Annotated in this window: 13 protein-coding genes; 7 read left to right on the top strand and 6 right to left on the bottom strand. The window is 67.3% G+C overall.

The genetic code is table 11. The features are described from left to right. On the top strand, window positions 1-1,881 hold a 1,881-nt coding region (gene ppk1 / locus SX243_19370; protein MDY7095142.1), incomplete at its 5' end, for a polyphosphate kinase 1. Between the two features lie 2 nt (window positions 1,882-1,883). Next, window positions 1,884-4,202 carry an acyl-CoA dehydrogenase gene (locus SX243_19365; GenBank protein MDY7095141.1) on the top strand — a complete coding sequence of 773 codons (2,319 nt, stop codon included), beginning with the start codon at window positions 1,884-1,886 and terminating at the stop codon, window positions 4,200-4,202. A gap of 265 nt (window positions 4,203-4,467) precedes the next feature. On the opposite strand, the gene SX243_19360 is transcribed toward SX243_19365, so the two are convergent. Beyond that, the gene (locus SX243_19360; GenBank protein ID MDY7095140.1) at window positions 4,468-4,920 is read right to left on the bottom strand and encodes a hypothetical protein; all 453 of its coding nucleotides are present in this window, start codon (window positions 4,918-4,920) and stop codon (window positions 4,468-4,470) included. A gap of 261 nt (window positions 4,921-5,181) precedes the next feature. Here SX243_19360 and SX243_19355 point away from each other — a divergent pair, with 261 nt between their 5' ends. Continuing rightward, window positions 5,182-6,921: a CRTAC1 family protein gene (locus SX243_19355; GenBank protein MDY7095139.1), complete on the top strand. Its 1,740-nt coding sequence runs from the start codon at window positions 5,182-5,184 to the stop codon at window positions 6,919-6,921. Window positions 6,922-7,064: 143 nt separating this feature from the next. Further along, window positions 7,065-8,642 (top strand): tetratricopeptide repeat protein, encoded by a 1,578-nt coding sequence (locus tag SX243_19350; protein MDY7095138.1) that lies wholly within the window; start codon window positions 7,065-7,067, stop codon window positions 8,640-8,642. 219 nt (window positions 8,643-8,861) lie between these two features. Here the strand turns inward: SX243_19350 and SX243_19345 are convergent, their stop codons facing one another. Continuing rightward, a complete protein-coding gene (locus tag SX243_19345; GenBank protein MDY7095137.1) occupies window positions 8,862-9,416 on the bottom strand; it encodes a DUF4870 domain-containing protein in 555 nt (184 codons plus the stop codon). 738 nt (window positions 9,417-10,154) lie between these two features. Continuing rightward, window positions 10,155-10,499 (bottom strand): nuclear transport factor 2 family protein, encoded by a 345-nt coding sequence (locus SX243_19340; GenBank protein MDY7095136.1) that lies wholly within the window; start codon window positions 10,497-10,499, stop codon window positions 10,155-10,157. A gap of 211 nt (window positions 10,500-10,710) precedes the next feature. On the opposite strand from SX243_19340, the gene SX243_19335 reads away from it, so the two are divergent. Further along, window positions 10,711-11,556, top strand: a complete 846-nt coding sequence (locus SX243_19335; GenBank protein MDY7095135.1) for a purine-nucleoside phosphorylase — start codon at window positions 10,711-10,713, stop codon at window positions 11,554-11,556. Here the strand turns inward: SX243_19335 and SX243_19330 are convergent. Next, complete coding sequence (locus tag SX243_19330; protein ID MDY7095134.1) at window positions 11,553-13,136, bottom strand: hypothetical protein; 1,584 nt, start codon at window positions 13,134-13,136, stop codon at window positions 11,553-11,555. The genes SX243_19335 and SX243_19330 overlap by 4 nt on opposite strands. Before the next feature lie 17 nt (window positions 13,137-13,153). On the opposite strand from SX243_19330, the gene hpt reads away from it, so the two are divergent. Continuing rightward, on the top strand, window positions 13,154-13,708 hold the full coding sequence (hpt, locus tag SX243_19325; protein ID MDY7095133.1) for a hypoxanthine phosphoribosyltransferase: 555 nt from the start codon (window positions 13,154-13,156) through the stop codon (window positions 13,706-13,708). 65 nt (window positions 13,709-13,773) lie between these two features. Continuing rightward, complete coding sequence (locus tag SX243_19320; GenBank protein MDY7095132.1) at window positions 13,774-14,157, top strand: RidA family protein; 384 nt, start codon at window positions 13,774-13,776, stop codon at window positions 14,155-14,157. 36 nt (window positions 14,158-14,193) lie between these two features. Here the strand turns inward: SX243_19320 and SX243_19315 are convergent, their stop codons facing one another. After that, window positions 14,194-16,311 (bottom strand): glycosyltransferase family 39 protein, encoded by a 2,118-nt coding sequence (locus SX243_19315; protein ID MDY7095131.1) that lies wholly within the window; start codon window positions 16,309-16,311, stop codon window positions 14,194-14,196. After that, the coding region (locus SX243_19310; GenBank protein MDY7095130.1) for a lipid-A-disaccharide synthase N-terminal domain-containing protein at window positions 16,311-16,539 on the bottom strand (229 nt) is incomplete at its 5' end. The genes SX243_19315 and SX243_19310, both read right to left, overlap by 1 nt.

The following is a 16,539-nucleotide window of genomic DNA, read 5'->3' as shown; positions in this document are numbered from 1 at the left end:
GGTATGACGCCGGTGGAACAGCTCACCGCCATCCGCGCCGAGGTCAATCCCATCATGCAGCAGGCGGTGGAGCTGTGGCACGGCGAGCTCCTGCCCCAGCTCGCCGAGGCGGGAATCAACGTGGTCGCCTACTCCGAGCTGCGAGGCAAACAGCGCAAACTCCTGCGCCGCCACTTCAAACAAGAGATCTTCCCGGTGCTCACGCCCCTGGCCTTCGATCCGGGGCATCCCTTCCCCCACATCTCCAACCTCAGCCTCAACCTGGCGGTGGTGGTGCGGGACCCGGTCCACGGTGAGCGCTTCGCCCGCCTCAAAGTGCCCCAGACCTTTCCCCGCCTGCTGCGCATCCCCACCGAGGAAAGGGCTGCCAGCTACGAGCGCCTGGGGCTGGTGGAGATCAAGAGCCCCAACTTCATCTGGCTCGACGAAGTAGTGGCGGAGAATCTGGATCTCCTCTTCCCCGACGTCGACGTGGTCGCCGCCTACCCCTTCCGGGTCACCCGCGACGCCGACCTGGAGATCGAGGAAGACGAAGCGTCGGACCTCATGCAGGCCATGTCCGAGGTCGTGGGCCAGCGCCACTTCGGCTCCGCGGTGCGGCTGGAAGTCGACGAGAAAATCCCCGAGCGGGTGCGCGACATCCTGCTCCAGAACCTCGAGCTGGCGCCCTACCAGGTCTTCACCACCCGCGGACCCATCGGTCTGGCGGACTTGTCGGAGCTCACCTCCGTTGACCGCCCGGAGCTCAAATACACTCCCTTCGCGCCGGTGGTACACCCGGTGGCGGCCCGGGACGAGACTCACTTCAGCGTCCTGCGCCGGCACGACCATCTGCTCTACCACCCCTACGACAGCTTCAACCCGGTGGTCTCCTTCCTGCGCGAGGCGGCCCGGGATCCGGACGTCCTGGCCATCAAACAGACCCTCTACCGGGTAGGCCCCAACTCCCCCATCGTCCACGCCCTGCGGGAGGCGCGGGAGAACGGCAAACAGGTGGCCGTGCTGGTAGAGCTCAAGGCGCGCTTCGACGAGGAGAACAACATCGTCTGGGCCCGCGCCCTGGAGCGCGCCGGGGTGCACGTGGTCTACGGCGTGCTGGGGCTCAAGACCCACTCCAAGATCTGTCTGGTGGTGCGCCGGGAGCGCGAGGGCATCCGCCGCTACGTGCACCTGTCCACCGGCAATTACAACCCCATCACCGCCCGCATCTACACCGACATCGGCTACTTCACCACCGATCCCAAGATCGCCGAAGACGTCTCGGATCTCTTCAACGCCCTCACCGGCTACTCCAACAAGACCGAGTACAACAAGATCCTGGTGGCGCCGGAGCGCATGCGCCAGCAGCTGCTGTCGCGCATCGAGCGGGAGATCCGCAACCACGAGAAGAACGGTGGCGGCCACCTGGCCTTCAAAATGAACGCCCTGGTGGACAAGGACTGCATTCGCGCCCTCTACCGCGCCTCCCGCGCCGGCGTGAGGGTGGACCTGCAGGTGCGCGGCATCTGCTGCCTGCGGCCCCAGGTTCCGGGGGTGAGCGAGAACATCACCGTCACTTCGGTGGTGGGTCGCTTCCTCGAGCACAGCCGCATGTACTACTTCCGCAACGGCGGCGAGGAAGAGATCCTGGTGGGCAGCGCCGACCTCATGCCCCGCAACCTGGACGGCCGGGTCGAGGTGCTCTTCCCCGTGGGCGATGCGCGGCTGCTCAGCGCCCTCAAGGACGAGATCCTCATGGTCCACCTGCGGGACAGCGCCAAGGCCCGCCGCCTGCTGCCGGACGGCAACTACGAGCAGGTCCAGCCGCCGGAGGGCGAAGAGCCTCTCAATTCGCAGGAGCGCATGCTCGCCAGCCACGGAGCTTGGCGGCTAGAGGAGTAGGTATGACCGACGCCCCCCCATCCCAGAGCCACCAGCCCTCGGACCGCACTTTGCCGGTGCAAGATCCCCGGCTGGTCCCCTTCCTGCCGCTGATCTATGTCGCCTGGTCCGATGGCGATTTGACCCCCGATGAGATCCGAGAGATCTGCCGGCGCATCGACCAGCGGGAGGACCTGGATCACGACTGCCGGCAGGCGCTGGGGCGCTGGCTCGACCCCGAGAAGCCCCCCGCCGCGGCGGATCTGCAGCGCATGCTGAGCGTCATCCGCCAATACGGCGACGCTCCGGGCTCGCCCTCGCTGGCCGATCTGGGCATCGAGCTGGCGCGGCTGGACCAGCGGGTCGAGGGGGTCGAACGGCAGGCTTTGGAAGAAGTGGAACAAGCTCTGGGGCTCGCCACCCGCGAGGCCGCCCGGCTGCTGCTGGCGGATGGCCGGCCGAAGCCCGAGGAGGCTGCCGAAAGGCCCGCCCCGGCCTTCGACGTCGAGGCCCTGGCCCACCTGCTGGACGCCTCTCACCACCAGCTGCGCAACGAGGTGCGCCGGCTGCTAGGCACCGAAGCCTTCGCTTACGAACCGGAGCTCGACCGCAGGGCCTATCGGGAGAAGGTGCTGCGCCTGGTGAAGATCCTCGCCGACCACGGCTACGGCGGCCTGAGCTTCCCCACGACCACCGGCGGCGGCGGTGAGATGAGCGCCTTCATCGCCGTCTTCGAGACCCTGGCCTACGGCGACCTCAGCGTGCTGGTCAAATTCGGCGTGCAGTTCGGTCTCTTCGGCGGCAGCATCCTGCAGCTCGGCACCGAGGAACACCACCGCCGCTACCTGGCGGACGTCGCCAGCCTCGAGCTCCCCGGCTGTTTCGCCATGAGCGAGACCGGCCACGGCTCCAACGTCCGGGACATCGAAACCGTCGCCCGCTACGACGTCGCCAGCGAGGCCTTCATCATCCACACGCCGGATCCTTCGGCGCGCAAGGATTGGATCGGCAACGCCGCCCTCCACGGCCGGTTGGCGACGGTCTTCGCCCAGCTGGAGATCGGTGCGGAAGAGTACGGCGTCCACGCCTTCCTGGTGCCCATCCGCGACGCCCAGGGCCAGCCCCTGCCGGGAGTGGAGATCAAGGATTGCGGCCACAAGCTGGGACTCAACGGCGTCGACAACGGCCGCCTGGGCTTTGACCAAGTCTCCATCCCCCGGGCGAACCTCCTGGACCGCTTTGCCTCGGTGGCGGCGGACGGCACCTACGAAAGCCCCATCCCCTCCGCCGGCAAGCGCTTCTTCACCATGCTCGGGACCCTGGTGGGGGGCCGGGTGAGCGTTGCCCTGGCGGCCCTGTCAGCGGCCAAGAGCGGCCTCACCATCGCCGTACGCTACGGGGACCGGCGGCGCCAGTTCGGACCCGCCGGCGAGGCCGAGGTGCGCATCCTCGACTATCTCAGCCACCAGCGCCGCCTGCTGCCGCGGCTGGCCACCACCTATGCATTGCACTTCGGCCTGCGCCATCTGGCCCGGCGTTACGAGGAGAGCAGCGACGACGACCGCCGCGAGGTGGAAACCCTCGCCGCCGGCCTCAAGTCCTACAGCTCCTGGCACACCATCGACACCCTCCAAACCTGCCGCGAGTGCTGCGGCGGCAAGGGCTACCTGACGGAGAACCGCTTCGCCACCCTCAAGGCCGACACCGACGTCTTCGCCACCTTCGAGGGCGACAATACGGTGCTCCTACAGCTGGTGGCCAAGGGGCTGCTGTCGGGCTACAAGCGGCGGTTCGGGGAGATGAACGTCTTCGACATGGCGCGCTACGTGGCGGAACGGGCGGCCACCGGCCTGGCGGAGCTCAATCCGGTGATCACCCGCCGTTCCGACGAGGAGCATCTGCGGGATCGGGACTTCCAGCTCGCCGCCCTGCGCTGGCGTGAAGAGCATCTCCTGGGCTCGGTGGCCCGGCGGCTGAAGAAGCGCATCGACGACGGCATGGACTCCTTCCAGGCGATGATCCAGGTCCAGGACCACCTTCTCAAGCTCGCCCTGGCCCACGTCGAGCGGGTGCTCTTAGAGCAATTCGCCGCGGCGCTGGAAGCCTGCGAGGACGAGGCTCTGCGGGAGATCCTCACCGACGTCTGCGACCTCTTCGCCCTCGCCCGCCTGGAAGCGGACCGGGGCTGGTATTTGAGCCAAGGCTATGTCGAGGCGGGCAAGTCCAAGGCCATCCGCAACCTGGTCAACGACCTCTGCCGCCAGCTCCGCCCCCAGGCGGTCCCCCTGGTGGACGCTTTCGCCATCCCCGACGAGGTTCTCGCGGCCCCCATCGCGACCTAGTCAGCCCACTGACCCGCTTGCTGAGCATCCTGTATTCCGAGCGAGCAGCGTTGCTGGAAGTGGGGGCCTGATTGGGACGGAGCGAGGACTCGGAGGCGCCCGGACTCAGGCACGAGTTCCAGCGGAAAGACGCGCGGAACTGTTTGAACGAAGTGAGTTTTCCGCGCGCCGCTGGAACTCGACAGCCTGAGCCGGCAGCTCGCGCCGACGCCCCGAGCGAGTACCAAGCAGGACCCCACTTCCTCACAGCTGCCGAGCCGCGGGGTCAGTGAGGCCGGAAGCGCAGCACCATGGCGGCACCGCTGGCGGCGAGGACCAGGCCGATGTAGAACCAGATTTCCGGCGCCGTCTTGGGCTTGTGCCAGGTCATGCTCACCAGGGTGGCGATCACCGGTGCTCCCGCGAAGACCAGCGGTGCCACCACGATGGGTGAGCCGCCGGTCTTCATCGCCAGGATCACGCACAGCGCCCCCACGGCGCCGAAGACGCCGGCGGTGGTGGATAGCGCCATGCCCTTGGTGGTGAACTCCCAAGGCTCCATCTTGGCCCCCAGCAGCCCCAGGGGCACGAGCACCGCGGTCAGAAAGTAAGCGAGGCCGACGAAGAGGAAAGCCCGCAACGAGCCTCCCTTGAAGGCCACCTGGCCGGCGTGAATGGTGGGCACATAGCAGCCCCAGGCCAAAAAGGCCCCGACGACGAAAAACATCCAAAGCTTCATGGAATCTCCTCAAGGTCCGGTGGAGGCGGCATCCTATCGCAAGGTTCCGGCGCTCCCCGATGTCGTCGAGACCTCCTCCCCGGGGCAAGCCTGCTACAATCCCAGCCTTCCATGAGCTGCTCAAGGCCCCAGGCCGCGACCACCGTCTCCCGCCGGTCCCCGGCGGATTCCCCTCCCTCTCGGCGGACGCGCCGGGACCGGGAGAAGGCATTCCGAAGGGCGCTGGCCCGGCGAACGGCTGGCGGAATTCTGGCCGGGGGGATGATGGGCCTGCTGCTCCTGAGCGGCTGTGGTTCCCCGGAGCCCGCCGGCCTTTCCGAACCGCCGCCGCCAGCGGAAGCCGACCGCCGAGCCCTGTTCCGAGACGTCAGCACCCCAGCCGGCCTCGACTTCCGCCACCACAACGGCATGACCGGCGAGCTCTACTTCGCCGAAATCTTCGGCGCCGGAGCGGCCATGCTCGATTACGACGGCGACGGCGATCTGGACCTCTTCCTACCCCAGGGGCATACCCTGGGCTCCGGCGAAGAGCCGAGGCCGGAGGCCCAAGGAATGGAGGCTCGAGGGCGGCTGTTCGAGAATCTTCTCGGCGCCGAGGGCAAGCTCCGCTTCCAGGACGTCACCGACGCCAGCGGCCTGGATGCCCGGGGCTACGGCATGGGCGTGGCGGTGGGGGACTTTCACAACGACGGCCACCCGGACCTCTACCTGGCGAACTTCGGTCCCGACCAGCTGTGGCGCAACCGCGGCGACGGCACCTTCGAGGACGTCACCGCCACCGCCGGTATCGACGACCCTCTGTGGTCCACCAGTGCCGCCGCCTTGGACTACGATGGCGACGGCTGGCTCGACCTCTACGTGGTGCACTACACCGACTTCAGTCTCGCCACCCACAAGCCGTGCCAAAACTCCGCCGGCCGCCCCGACTATTGCGGCCCCGCCAGCTACCGTGGCGTGGCGGACCGGCTGCTGCGCAACCGCGGCGACGGCACCTTCGAGGACGTCACCGTCGCCGCCGGCCTGGCGGATCTGCGGGAGCCCGGCCTCGGCGTGGTGGCGGCGGACCTGGATGGCGACGGCCCCATCGATCTCTATGTCGCCAACGACATGCGCCCCAACCAGCTATGGCACAACCGCGGCGACGGCACCTTCGAGGACCGCTCCCTCCTCGCCGGCACGGCGGTGAACTTCGATGGCCAGGCGGAGGCCAGCATGGGAGTGGACGCCGGGGATCTGGATCTCGACGGCGATCTGGACCTCTTCATGACCCATCTCGACGGCGAGACCAACACCCTCTACCTCAACGACGGCGACGGCCTGTTCCGGGACGGCACCGCCACCAGCGCTCTGGGGCTGGCCAGCGTGCCCTTCACCAGCTTCGGCACTGCCCTGGTGGACTACGACGGCGACGGCTGGCTCGACGTGGTGACGGTGAGCGGAGCGGTGAAGATCCTCGAAAGCCAGGCCCGAGCCGGCGACGAGCTGCCTCTCAAGCAGCCCAACCAGCTCTTCCGCAACCGCGGCGGTGGGCAGTTCGAGGACGTCTCCGCCGGCGCCGGCCCCGGCTTCACCACCGCCGAGGTCAGCCGCGGCACCGCCGTCGGCGATCTGGACAATGACGGCGACCCGGATCTACTGATCAGCAACAACCACGGTCCGGCGCGGCTGCTGAAGAACTCCCGCCACCCCGGCGAGACCTGGCTGGGCGTCCGTCTGGTCTTGCCCGAAGCTGGCGGTCGTGACGCCCTGGGGGCCGAGATCCGGATGGTCCTGGACGACGGCCGCGTGTTGTTGGGGCGGGCACGCACCGACGGCAGCTACCTCTCCGCCAACGATCCCCGGGTGCTCTTCGCGCCGGGCAAGAGCCGCATCGAGAGCTGTGAGGTACGCTGGCCCGACGGCCTCCGGGAGCTCTTCCCTGCGCCCCCGGCAGGGACCTACACCACTCTCGCCCGAGGCACCGGAACCGGCACCGACACCGCCACCGAAGAAGCACCATGAGCCGCTTCCGACCTTCGCCGAGGTGGGGACAAGATCCCATGACCGCCCGGACCAGCCAGAGCCCCCCAACCATCCGGGGCCCGAGGAAGTCTCCGCGGAGGCTGCTTCCGGCGGGCGCGCTGTGGTTGATGGGAGCTATCCTGATGGGGATCCTGAGCTCCTGCTCCGAGCCACCAGCACCGTTGCGGCCGGTGCCCGCCCCCACCGCCCTCGACACCCTCGATCCGCCGGTCCGCGGCGCTTACCTCCAGCGCCGCAGCCACCTCGACCGCCTGCTGGCCGCCGAGACCGAACCCGCGGAGCTCGCCCAAGCCTTCGGGGAGCTGGGAATGTGGCTCCACGTCTACCGCTACCGCAATGCCGCCGAAGCCGCCTATCGCAACGCCGAAGACCTGGCACCGGACGAGCTGCGCTGGCCCTTCTATCGGGCTCATCTCTATCTTCTAGAGGGAGATCAGGCCGCCGCCGGCCCGTTGCTGGAACAACTGCTGGAGGAGATGCCGGAGGATCCGGTGCTCCGAGTCTGGCTGGGCGAGGTGCGGCTGGGCCAAGGCCGCCACGCCGAGGCCGCCAAGCTCTTCCGCACCGCACTGGAAATGGCCCCCGACACAACCCGGGCGCGGCTGGGAGCCGGCAAAGCGGCACTGGCCTCCGGCGACGCCCAGCGGGCCGTGGACATCCTTCAGCCGCTGCTGGAGGCGTTTCCGGAAGCCTCGGAGATTCAACACAGCCTGGGTCTCGCCTACCGCAACGCCGGAGACCTGGACCGGGCCCGCCAGCTTCTCGCCGAGGCCGGCGGCGGTGGCGAACCTCTGCCTCTCTCGCACCCCCTCCTCGAAGAAATGCAAGCCCTTCGGGTCTCCGCGGAGACCTACGCCGCCAGGGGCAACCAGGCGCTAGCGGAAGGCCGCTTCCCGGAGGCAGTGGAATGGCTGCGCCGGGCCGCCGCCATCGATCCCGGCGACCGGGACATCCGCATCAATCTCGGGCAGGCCTTGCTCCGCGCCGGCCGCGTTGACGACGGGCTGACGGAATACGACGCTTTGCTGCAACGGGAACCGGGAATCCCCTTGGCCCTCTTCGGCCGCGGCCTGGCCCACAGCCTCGCCGGCGACAACGCAGCGGCCATCGCCGACTTCCGCGCCGCCGCGGAGGCCGATCCCCGCTATCTGGAAGCTCGTCTGAATCTCGCGCAGCTGCTACGCACCGAAGGCCGGCTGGAAGAGGCGCTGGAAAGCTATCAGGCCGCCATCGAGCTCGATTCCACCCAGCGCCCGGCGCGCCTCTGGCGCACCGCCCTGCTGGCCCAGCTAGGGCGCCGGGACGAAGCCCGCCGAGCCCTGGCAGACGATCTCCGCCTCTTCCCCGACGATCCGGAACTCGCCACCCTGGAGTCTCGGCTGATTCTCTCCAACCCCCGATCAACCCCAGCCCAGCGCCAACAGACTCTCGAAGGGGCCCTCGCCGGCTACCGCGCCCAGCCGCTGCTGGTGCGGGCGGAGACCGTGGCCATGGCCTACGCCGCTCTCGGAGATTTCGAGAGCGCGATCCAATGGCAAACGGCGGCGGCCGAAGCCGCCGCCGCCAGTCCCTTCCCCGACGCCGCCGTCTGGACCCGGGAGCGCCTGGAGCGCTACCGCCGGCAGCAGCCCTTGGAGGCCCCCCGACACCCGCGGGAGCGCCCCACCAATATCGGCGTGCGCCCTCCCGCAGGCTCCTGAAGGCGCGGCCTCACTGGATAGTGTCCTAGTTTGAATTCGCTCAGGCCTCGGCACTGCTGCCACCGCAGGCGGGTCGAGTCGGAGCGGCGCGCGGAAAACTCACTTCGTTCAAACAGTTCCGCGCGTTTTTCCGCTCCGCCTCTTGCCTGCGGTGGGCGCCTCGGAGTCTTCGCGGAATTCAATCTAGGACACTACCCCTCACTGCCTCTAGAAAGCGGCCTACTTCACCAGCCGCAGGGTCAGCGGATACTCATAGTGCTCGCCGTTGGCTGCCTTCACCGTCGCCACGATGGTCAGAACGACATCCGCGATGGCCAGCAGGATCAGGAACGGCAGACCGATGAGCAGCATCGACAGGATGATGAAGACGATCATCCAGAAGGTGACGTTGATCTGGAAGTTCAGCGCCTCTCTTCCGTGATGATCGACGAAGGCCGACGAGTCCTTCTTGATCAGCCACAGGACCAGCGGCGCGATGATGTTGCCCAGCGGGATCACGAAGCCGAGGAAGGTCGACAGGTGGCAGAAGAGCGCCATATTGCGTTCGTCCTGGCTCAGGTTGCCTCCGGAAGCTCCCCCGGGCGTGCCCATGGGAGGAGGAGGCGGGCTGGCCTGACCGGCCCCTGGCGAGCTACCAGCCCCGGCGGCAGAGTCCGCCCCCGCCGCCGCGGCAGCCGCTTCAGAAGCAGCCCCCGGAGCCGTACCGGCACCACCCTCGGCTTCGGGGGGAGGAGGAAAGGCGGATTCGTCGTTGGAGTAGGGATCTGAGGCCATAGAGCTCGTCCTTTCTGCGCCGGGCTCTCCAGGTCGTCGAGACGACTTCGGGAGGCCATCCGGCCGCGCGTCGTTCAGAGGAAGATCCTCATTCTACCGTCTAGAACTACGCGGACGACGCCTCAGCGTGTTTCATTCTCTGCTTTCCTGCCCCTCGTCGTAGCCACTACAGCGCCCCCCCACGGGCCAAGAATCAATCGGCCCCGGGGCCGATCCTGCAATCCTGGCCCACTGCGGGCCAAAGCCCCGCCCCGGGATCAATCCCGGGGCTACCCAGGACACCGCCGGATGAATCCGGCTCCCCAGACTCTGCTCAGAGCCTTCTTGCTCCCACGCTTCAGCGTGGGAGCCCAGGGGAGACGCTCCAGCGTCGGGGGTGGGGGTGTGAATCCGGTCAGCCCCAGGGATCTCGCTACGAAGGCTCACCCGCCCCGCTGGAGCGGGGCCTCGGCGTTGGTGCAAAGCGCACGAGTGTTGGTTCCCACGCTGGAGCATGGGAACCAGGAGATCTGTGCTCTCCCCTCCGGAGCCAGCGGAGCTGGCGGAACCTGAGTAGCCCGGGGATTGGATCCCCGGGCGGAGGTGCCGAGACCACCAACCTTTCCTACTGCCCTCACCCCCTTCGTCATTCCCGCAAAGGCGGGAGTGACGAGTTTTGAGGTACTCGCGAGTGAGGAACAGGAGCCTTCAACCCAAGAGAGTTTCAGGTCAGAGGTCTTCATAAGAGCCGCCGCAACCTCAGCCGTGGTAGAAGACCTCGCGCACGATCTTGCCGTCCTTCCAGGTCTGCAGCGCCACCTGCTTCTGCACCACCCGCTCACCGCCGGCGGGGGTGAGGTCGAACTCCCACTCCACCGCCGCGTGGTCGCCGTCCACCAGCACCAGGCCAGCCTTGGCACCGTGGAATTCGACGTTCTCCACGAAGGCCACCTCGTACTCCCGGCAGGCCTGCTTGCCCACCCGCTCGTCCTGGCCGTTCTCGCTCATCACCACGTCGTCGGCGTAGTGCTCGTCAAAGGTCTCGAGGATCTTCCCCGCCAGAATTCCGTCGATCACCGTCTGGACCTTGTCTCGAATGCTCATCGTCGTCTCCTCAATGCTTGCTGTGATTCGTTCTTGGTCGTTCGATTTCGTGGGCCTCTGTGCTGCGTATGTCGACGCAACAACACTTGACCTATCAACTATTGAATCATCACCCAGGGAAGATGTCAAGCAGGGAAGGATCTCGAAGAGCCATGACCATCGAGTCGCTCTCCCGTACCGACGCCTTCCGCTCCTGATACGATGCGCCGCCATGGAGACTTTTCACCAAGAGCTGCAACAAGCCGTCGAGGCCTGGGACGAAAAGGGTTGGCCGCGGCCCCAGGCGCTGGCGGTGGCGGGGTCGGGGTTGGCGGTGGAGCTGGGCAAGACGGTCTATGGACCGGCGCCGCTGAGCGAGCTGCTGCCCTTCCCGGTGCACAGCATCGAGGGCCACCCCCACTCCTTCGAGATCGTCGAGGCGCTGCCGGACCGGCCGGTGCTCTATTTGCGCGGCCGCCTTCACGCCTACCAGGGTTATAGCGGCCACCAAGTGGTCTTTCCGGTGCGACTGGCGGCGCTGCTGGGAGCCTCGGTGCTGGTCATGACCAACGCCGCCGGCGGCCTGCGACCGGAGCTGGTGCCGGGCAGCCTGGTGCTGCTGGAGGATCAGATCAATCTCACCGGCACCAGCCCGCTGCTGGGACAGCTGCCGGGAACCTGGGGTCCCCAATTCCCCGACATGAGCCAGGCTTATAGCCGCGGCCTGCGGGAGCGCGCCCAGCACCACGCCCAACGCCTGGACGTGGACCTCCAACGGGGGGTGTACGCGGGCGTCCTAGGTCCGGCCTATGAAACGCCGGCGGAGGTGCGCATGCTGGCGGCGCTGGGAGCGGATGTGGTGGGCATGTCGACGGTGCAGGAAGTGATCGCCGCCCGCCAGATGGGCCTGGCCTGCTGCTGCATCTCGCTGGTCTCCAACCACGGCGCCGGGGTCAGCGGCGAAACCCTGCACCACGGCGAAGTCCTAGCCGCCGGCCAGGCCGCCGCCGACGACGTCCAGCGACTGCTCACAGCGCTGCTCCAGGACCCGGAGCTGCTGCGCGCCATCGGGTGCTAGGACCGCTGACTCCCCAAGAACCGCTTGTAGACCAGCAGCCACAGTCCCGAGTAGTCGCGCATCAGGCGCATGCGCAGAATCTGCAGCTGGTGGGCCTCCACCACCTTCGACTCCAGCACCTGCTGCTCGATGAGATGGCCGAACTGGCTGAGGAAGGAATCGCCCCAGCGCACCGTGCGGCGGGCGCGCTCGAAGATCGGGCCGGCGCCGGTGACCGCAGTGTCGTCGAGGATGCCCTTGATGTCCTCCGCGTCCTCGTTGATGCGCACCCGTAGTGCCGCCGCCTCGAGGATGAAGCGCTCCAGGCCTTTGTCCGCCTCGTCGTCGTTGTTGAGGCGGCGGAAGGCCACCACCTCGCGGCTCTCCAACCGGTAGGGGAAGAGCTCGCGACTCAGGGCAACCGCTTTGGGAGTGGCGTTGTGGCTGCTCTCGGAAAGAGCCTCCACCAGCTTCTCGTAGGTCTTCCCCAGCTCGCCCGACTGACTGCTCTCCATGGGCGTCGGCATGGTGCTGCCGGGGCTGAGCACCGCGTGCACCTGGGAGATGGGCTCTTCCTCGTCCTCCGATTCATCCCCGTAGGTGCCGTAGCCCTCGACGCCGGCGGAGCGGCTGAGCTTGGGCAGCAGGGTGCGCACCCGGTCGCGGATCTGGGCCAGGTCCTGGAGCCGCAGCTCCTGGCTCTCCAGCTGCTGCTCGAAGCGCTCCACGGACTCCCGGAACTGGCTCAGCTCGAGGTTGGTCTCGCCGTCCACCGGCACCTCCCGCTCGAGCTCGAAGATGCGCTGGTAATCGGTGACGATGCGCCGCTCCTCCTGACGGTAGAGCTGCTGGATCAAGTAGTTCAGCCGCAGGTTGGTCTCGGCGATGGCGAGGAGCACCTTGGGATGGAAGAAGAGCTCTCCCAGCGAGTGCTTGAACTGCCGGAAATGGTCTACCACCTGCTGGTCATTGAGGTCGTCCAGCGTCTCGATGCCGTCGAGGGTTTGGCGCAGGGCGTCGAGAGAGCGCAGATGAGCGGTGACCAGCTCCTCCGCCGGCGGATCCCGGTCCAGCAGCTTCCACAACCCCAGAAGGATTTCTTTGAGCCGCCGGACTTCTCCCAGACCGTTGCCGTCGGGCAGAGCCGCGGTCTGCTCCGCGACGCGGGTGAGCAGATAGTCCATCTTGTCGATGCGCGCCGGCTCCCAGGAGTCGCTGTCCAGGGAGTAGATGTAGAACTTCACCAGCTGGGTGAGGATCTTCTCGTCATAGTTCTTGACCCGCTGGAAGAACTGCCGGAGCAATTGGGGAGCGACTTTGCTATCCTCCTCCAGCAGCTGGGCGGTGAGCCGCTGCAGCTGCCTTCCGATCCGCTCGATATCGACGCGAATCCTGTCCGTCTCGGAAGCGTTGAGGCTCCGGGACAGGGTCTTGATCTGGCTGTAGGTGTCTTGAAAACCGGTCCCGAAGCGCGAGGAGATTTCCGGCAGGAACATCTTCTGGACGCTCTGGATGAACTGGTGGAACGCCCACGCCGCGCGGAAGCGGTCGGATAGGTCGACGTACTGATTGTGCAGTGCGGTCAGCTCTTGAACGGACATTTCACGGATTTTATGCCATGGCCGACGCCGGAGAGAAGCCGCAGGACAAGATTCTGATCAGCGAAGAGCGTCTTCAGCAGCGAATTCGCGAGCTGGCGGAGGAAATCAACCGCGATTACGCCGGGGTCGACCGGCTCATCGCCATCGGGGTCCTCAAGGGCTCGGTCTTCTTCCTGGTCGACCTGCTCAAGCAGCTGGACCTGCCGGTGGTGATGGATTTCTTCCAGACCTCCAGCTACGGCGAGGGCACCGAGCCCGGCGAGGTGCGGATCCGCAAGGACATCGAGATTTCCATCCGCGGCGCCCACGTCCTGCTGGTGGAAGACATCGTCGATACCGGTCACACCCTCAACACCATCCTCGGTCTGCTGCGCTTCCGCGGCGCCGAGAGCGTCAAGCTCTGTGCCCTGCTGGACAAGGCCTCCCGCCGCGAGGTGGACGTCTCCGTGGACTATTGCGGCTTCCCCATCGAGGACCGCTTCGTGGTCGGCTACGGTCTGGACTTCGACGAGAAATACCGCAATCTGCCCTACATCGGCTACATCGAGCCCCCCGCCAAGGACGAAGACTGACCGCCAGCCCACCGGATTCGAAGCGCCGGTCCCCCATCACCGCGATCTAGCCTCGGAGAGCCACCATGAAGTTCTGCCACACCGACCAAGCCCCCGCCGCCATCGGCCCCTACTCCCAAGCCGTCGCCATCGACGGCCGGCTCTACACCTCCGGCCAGATCGGCCTCGACCCGGCCACCGGTGAGATGGTCGAGGGAGGCTTCGAGGCCCAGGCTCGGCAAGTGCTAAAGAATTTGGCGGCGGTGCTGGCGAGCGCCGGCTGCGGCTTCCAGCACGTGATCAAGGCCACCATCTACGTCTCGGACATGGGCGATTTCGGCCGCCTCAACGAGCTCTACGGCGAGGCCATGGGAGACCACCGGCCGGCGCGCTCGACGGTGCAGGCGGCGGCGCTGCCCAAGGGCGCGCTGGTGGAAATCGACCTGGTGGCGCGCATCCCCTCTTCCTGATCCTCTTCCTGTCCTACTTCCGGGAGATTCCGCGGATCAAGGCCGCGGGCTGAGCACCCGTACCCGTATGGTGCCGCTGACCAGCCCGCCGCGGATATTCATCTCGTCGAGAATCCGGTAGCGCAACCGCACCCGTGCCTCGCCGTCTCCCGTCGGCCTCAGGGCCGTCAACACCGCCGACCCTTCTTCCGGATCCACGGACTCCAAGCGCAGGATCTTCTCGTGGGAGGCATTGCCCTCCACCGACAGCTCCGCCCGAACCGCCGCCGGTGCCCGCCGGCGCTCGCCGAGAATGGCCACCAAGGTCAGCCGCAGCCGATCCCCCACCGTCAGGATCAGCTCCTCCCCGGGTTGGACGTAGCCCGCATCCTCCAGGCTCTCCACCCGCTGCAGCTGAATGCGCAGCTCGGTGACTCGATCCGCTGGCTCCCGATCCGAAGAGTCTTGATCCCCATCCTCCGCCACCGCCAGCACCTCCACGGCCTCCTCCCCGATCTCCGTCCCGGCGGTGGCAGCGGGGCGCAGCAGCAGATAGCCATCCTTCGGATCGCCATCTCGGGCCACCTCCACCAGCGGCGGTAGATCCTCCAGCCGGGCGAAGTCGTCCCGCTCCACCAGCAGCCAACGGCCTCCGGCGTCCGCCGGGGGCGGCGCGAGATAGGCATCCAGCTGGGTCCGATCCTCGAGGATTTCAGCGAAGCGGCGAGTGTAGAAGACGAAGCGCGGGTCGATGCGCGGGTAGAAGGCGTAGGTATCCCCCGGCTCCATGGCCGCCAGCAGCTCCCGGGACAGGGGCTCGGCGGACTTGATGCGGTCCAGCTCCGGCAGCAGGAGCAACAATGCCGTGGCCAGCACCGACGCCATGGTGGTGGCCAGCAGCGCCACCGCCGCCGCCGGCCGGCGCCCCCAGCAAGTCAACCAGGCCACCCCCGCCCCCACCGCCAGCGCCGCCGGCACCACCAGTACCACCGTGCCGACCCAGGGATCGAAGAGGCTCAGCCCCTCGACCTCCGGCAGCTGCCCCGGCGCCAGCACCGTCACCGCCGCCAGGAGCGCCGTCAGCAGGCCCAGCGGCCAGGTCAGCCAACGCTGCCGACTCTCGCCCGCGGCGATGGAGTCCACCCACGCCGCCACCAGCAGCGCCATGGCCGGATACATGGTGAGGATGTACACCGTCCGCTTGCCCGGGGACAGGCTGAAGAAGACCAGCGTCACCACCATCCAGCACAGAGCGAAGAGATACCAACGGCGGCGCTCGCCGGTGAAGCGCCGCCAGCCCACCACCAGCGCCGACGGCAGCAGCAAAGACCAGGGAAAGAAGTCGTGGAGTAGCGCCGTCAGGTAGTAGTACCAGGGGCGATGATGGTGCCAAGGCTCGACGTAACGGGTGACATTCTGCTTGAACAGAATCTGCTGCGCATACTCGCCGCCACCGGCCAGCAGCGCCGGCCCCAGCCACGCCACCACCACCGCCAACCACAGCAGCAGGCCACGGCCGACCCGCAGCTGGCGCAGCGCTTGGCGCTGGCCGGTGAAGAGCAGGAAGGCGACGATGGAGAGCAATGGCGGCAAGAGCCCCACCGGTCCCTTGGCGAGGGTGGCGAAGCCGGCGGCGGCGAAGAAGCCGAGATACCAGCGGTAGCGTTGCCGATCTTCTGTGGCGAGATAGCCTCGCACCCAACACGTCATGGCCAGGGTCACCAGGCTCACCAACAACATGTCGATCTGCCCTACCCTGCCCTGCCAGAGGATGCGCGCGGCGGTGGCCAGCACCGCCACCGCCAGCCAGGCAGCCCGCAGGCCGAAGAGCAGGATGCCGAGCTCGAAGACCAGCAACAGGGTGGCGGTGGCGGCGAGGGCGGAGGGCAGCCGCGCCGCCGCCGGACCGATCTCCCCCAGCACCGCACCGCTGGCGGCGATGGCCCAGAAGAGCAGCGGAGGCTTCTGGGCGTAGATCTCGCCGTTGAGGTGCGGCACCAAGAACTCGCCGCTGGCCACCATCTCCCGCGCCACCTCCGCATAGCGGGGCTCATCCGGGTTCCAGAGATCCCGGGACCCGAGGCCGGGGAGGAAGAGCAGCAGTCCGAGACCGACGATCAGGGCACGATGCTGCCAGGCCGCCAGGCCACTGCCGGTGGGAGTGGAGGATTCCATCAAGAGTCGCCGGCGGTCTCACTCCGACCGTAGATGAACCAGAGATTGCGGCTATAGACCAACAGCCCGATGCTCTGACCGGCGATGAACACCGGATCCTGCCGCCACAGGGCGTAGGAGAGCAGGACCAAGCCGCCGCCCAGGCTGAAGAACCAGAAAGCGACCGGGACTACGCTTTCCTTTCGACGCTCGGAAGCGATCCACTGGACGAGGAATCGGGCAAAGAAA

Source organism: Acidobacteriota bacterium (assembly GCA_034211275.1).
Lineage (GTDB): Bacteria > Acidobacteriota > Thermoanaerobaculia > Multivoradales > JAHZIX01 > JAGQSE01.
This window is presented reverse-complemented; position numbering and strand designations above follow the sequence as displayed.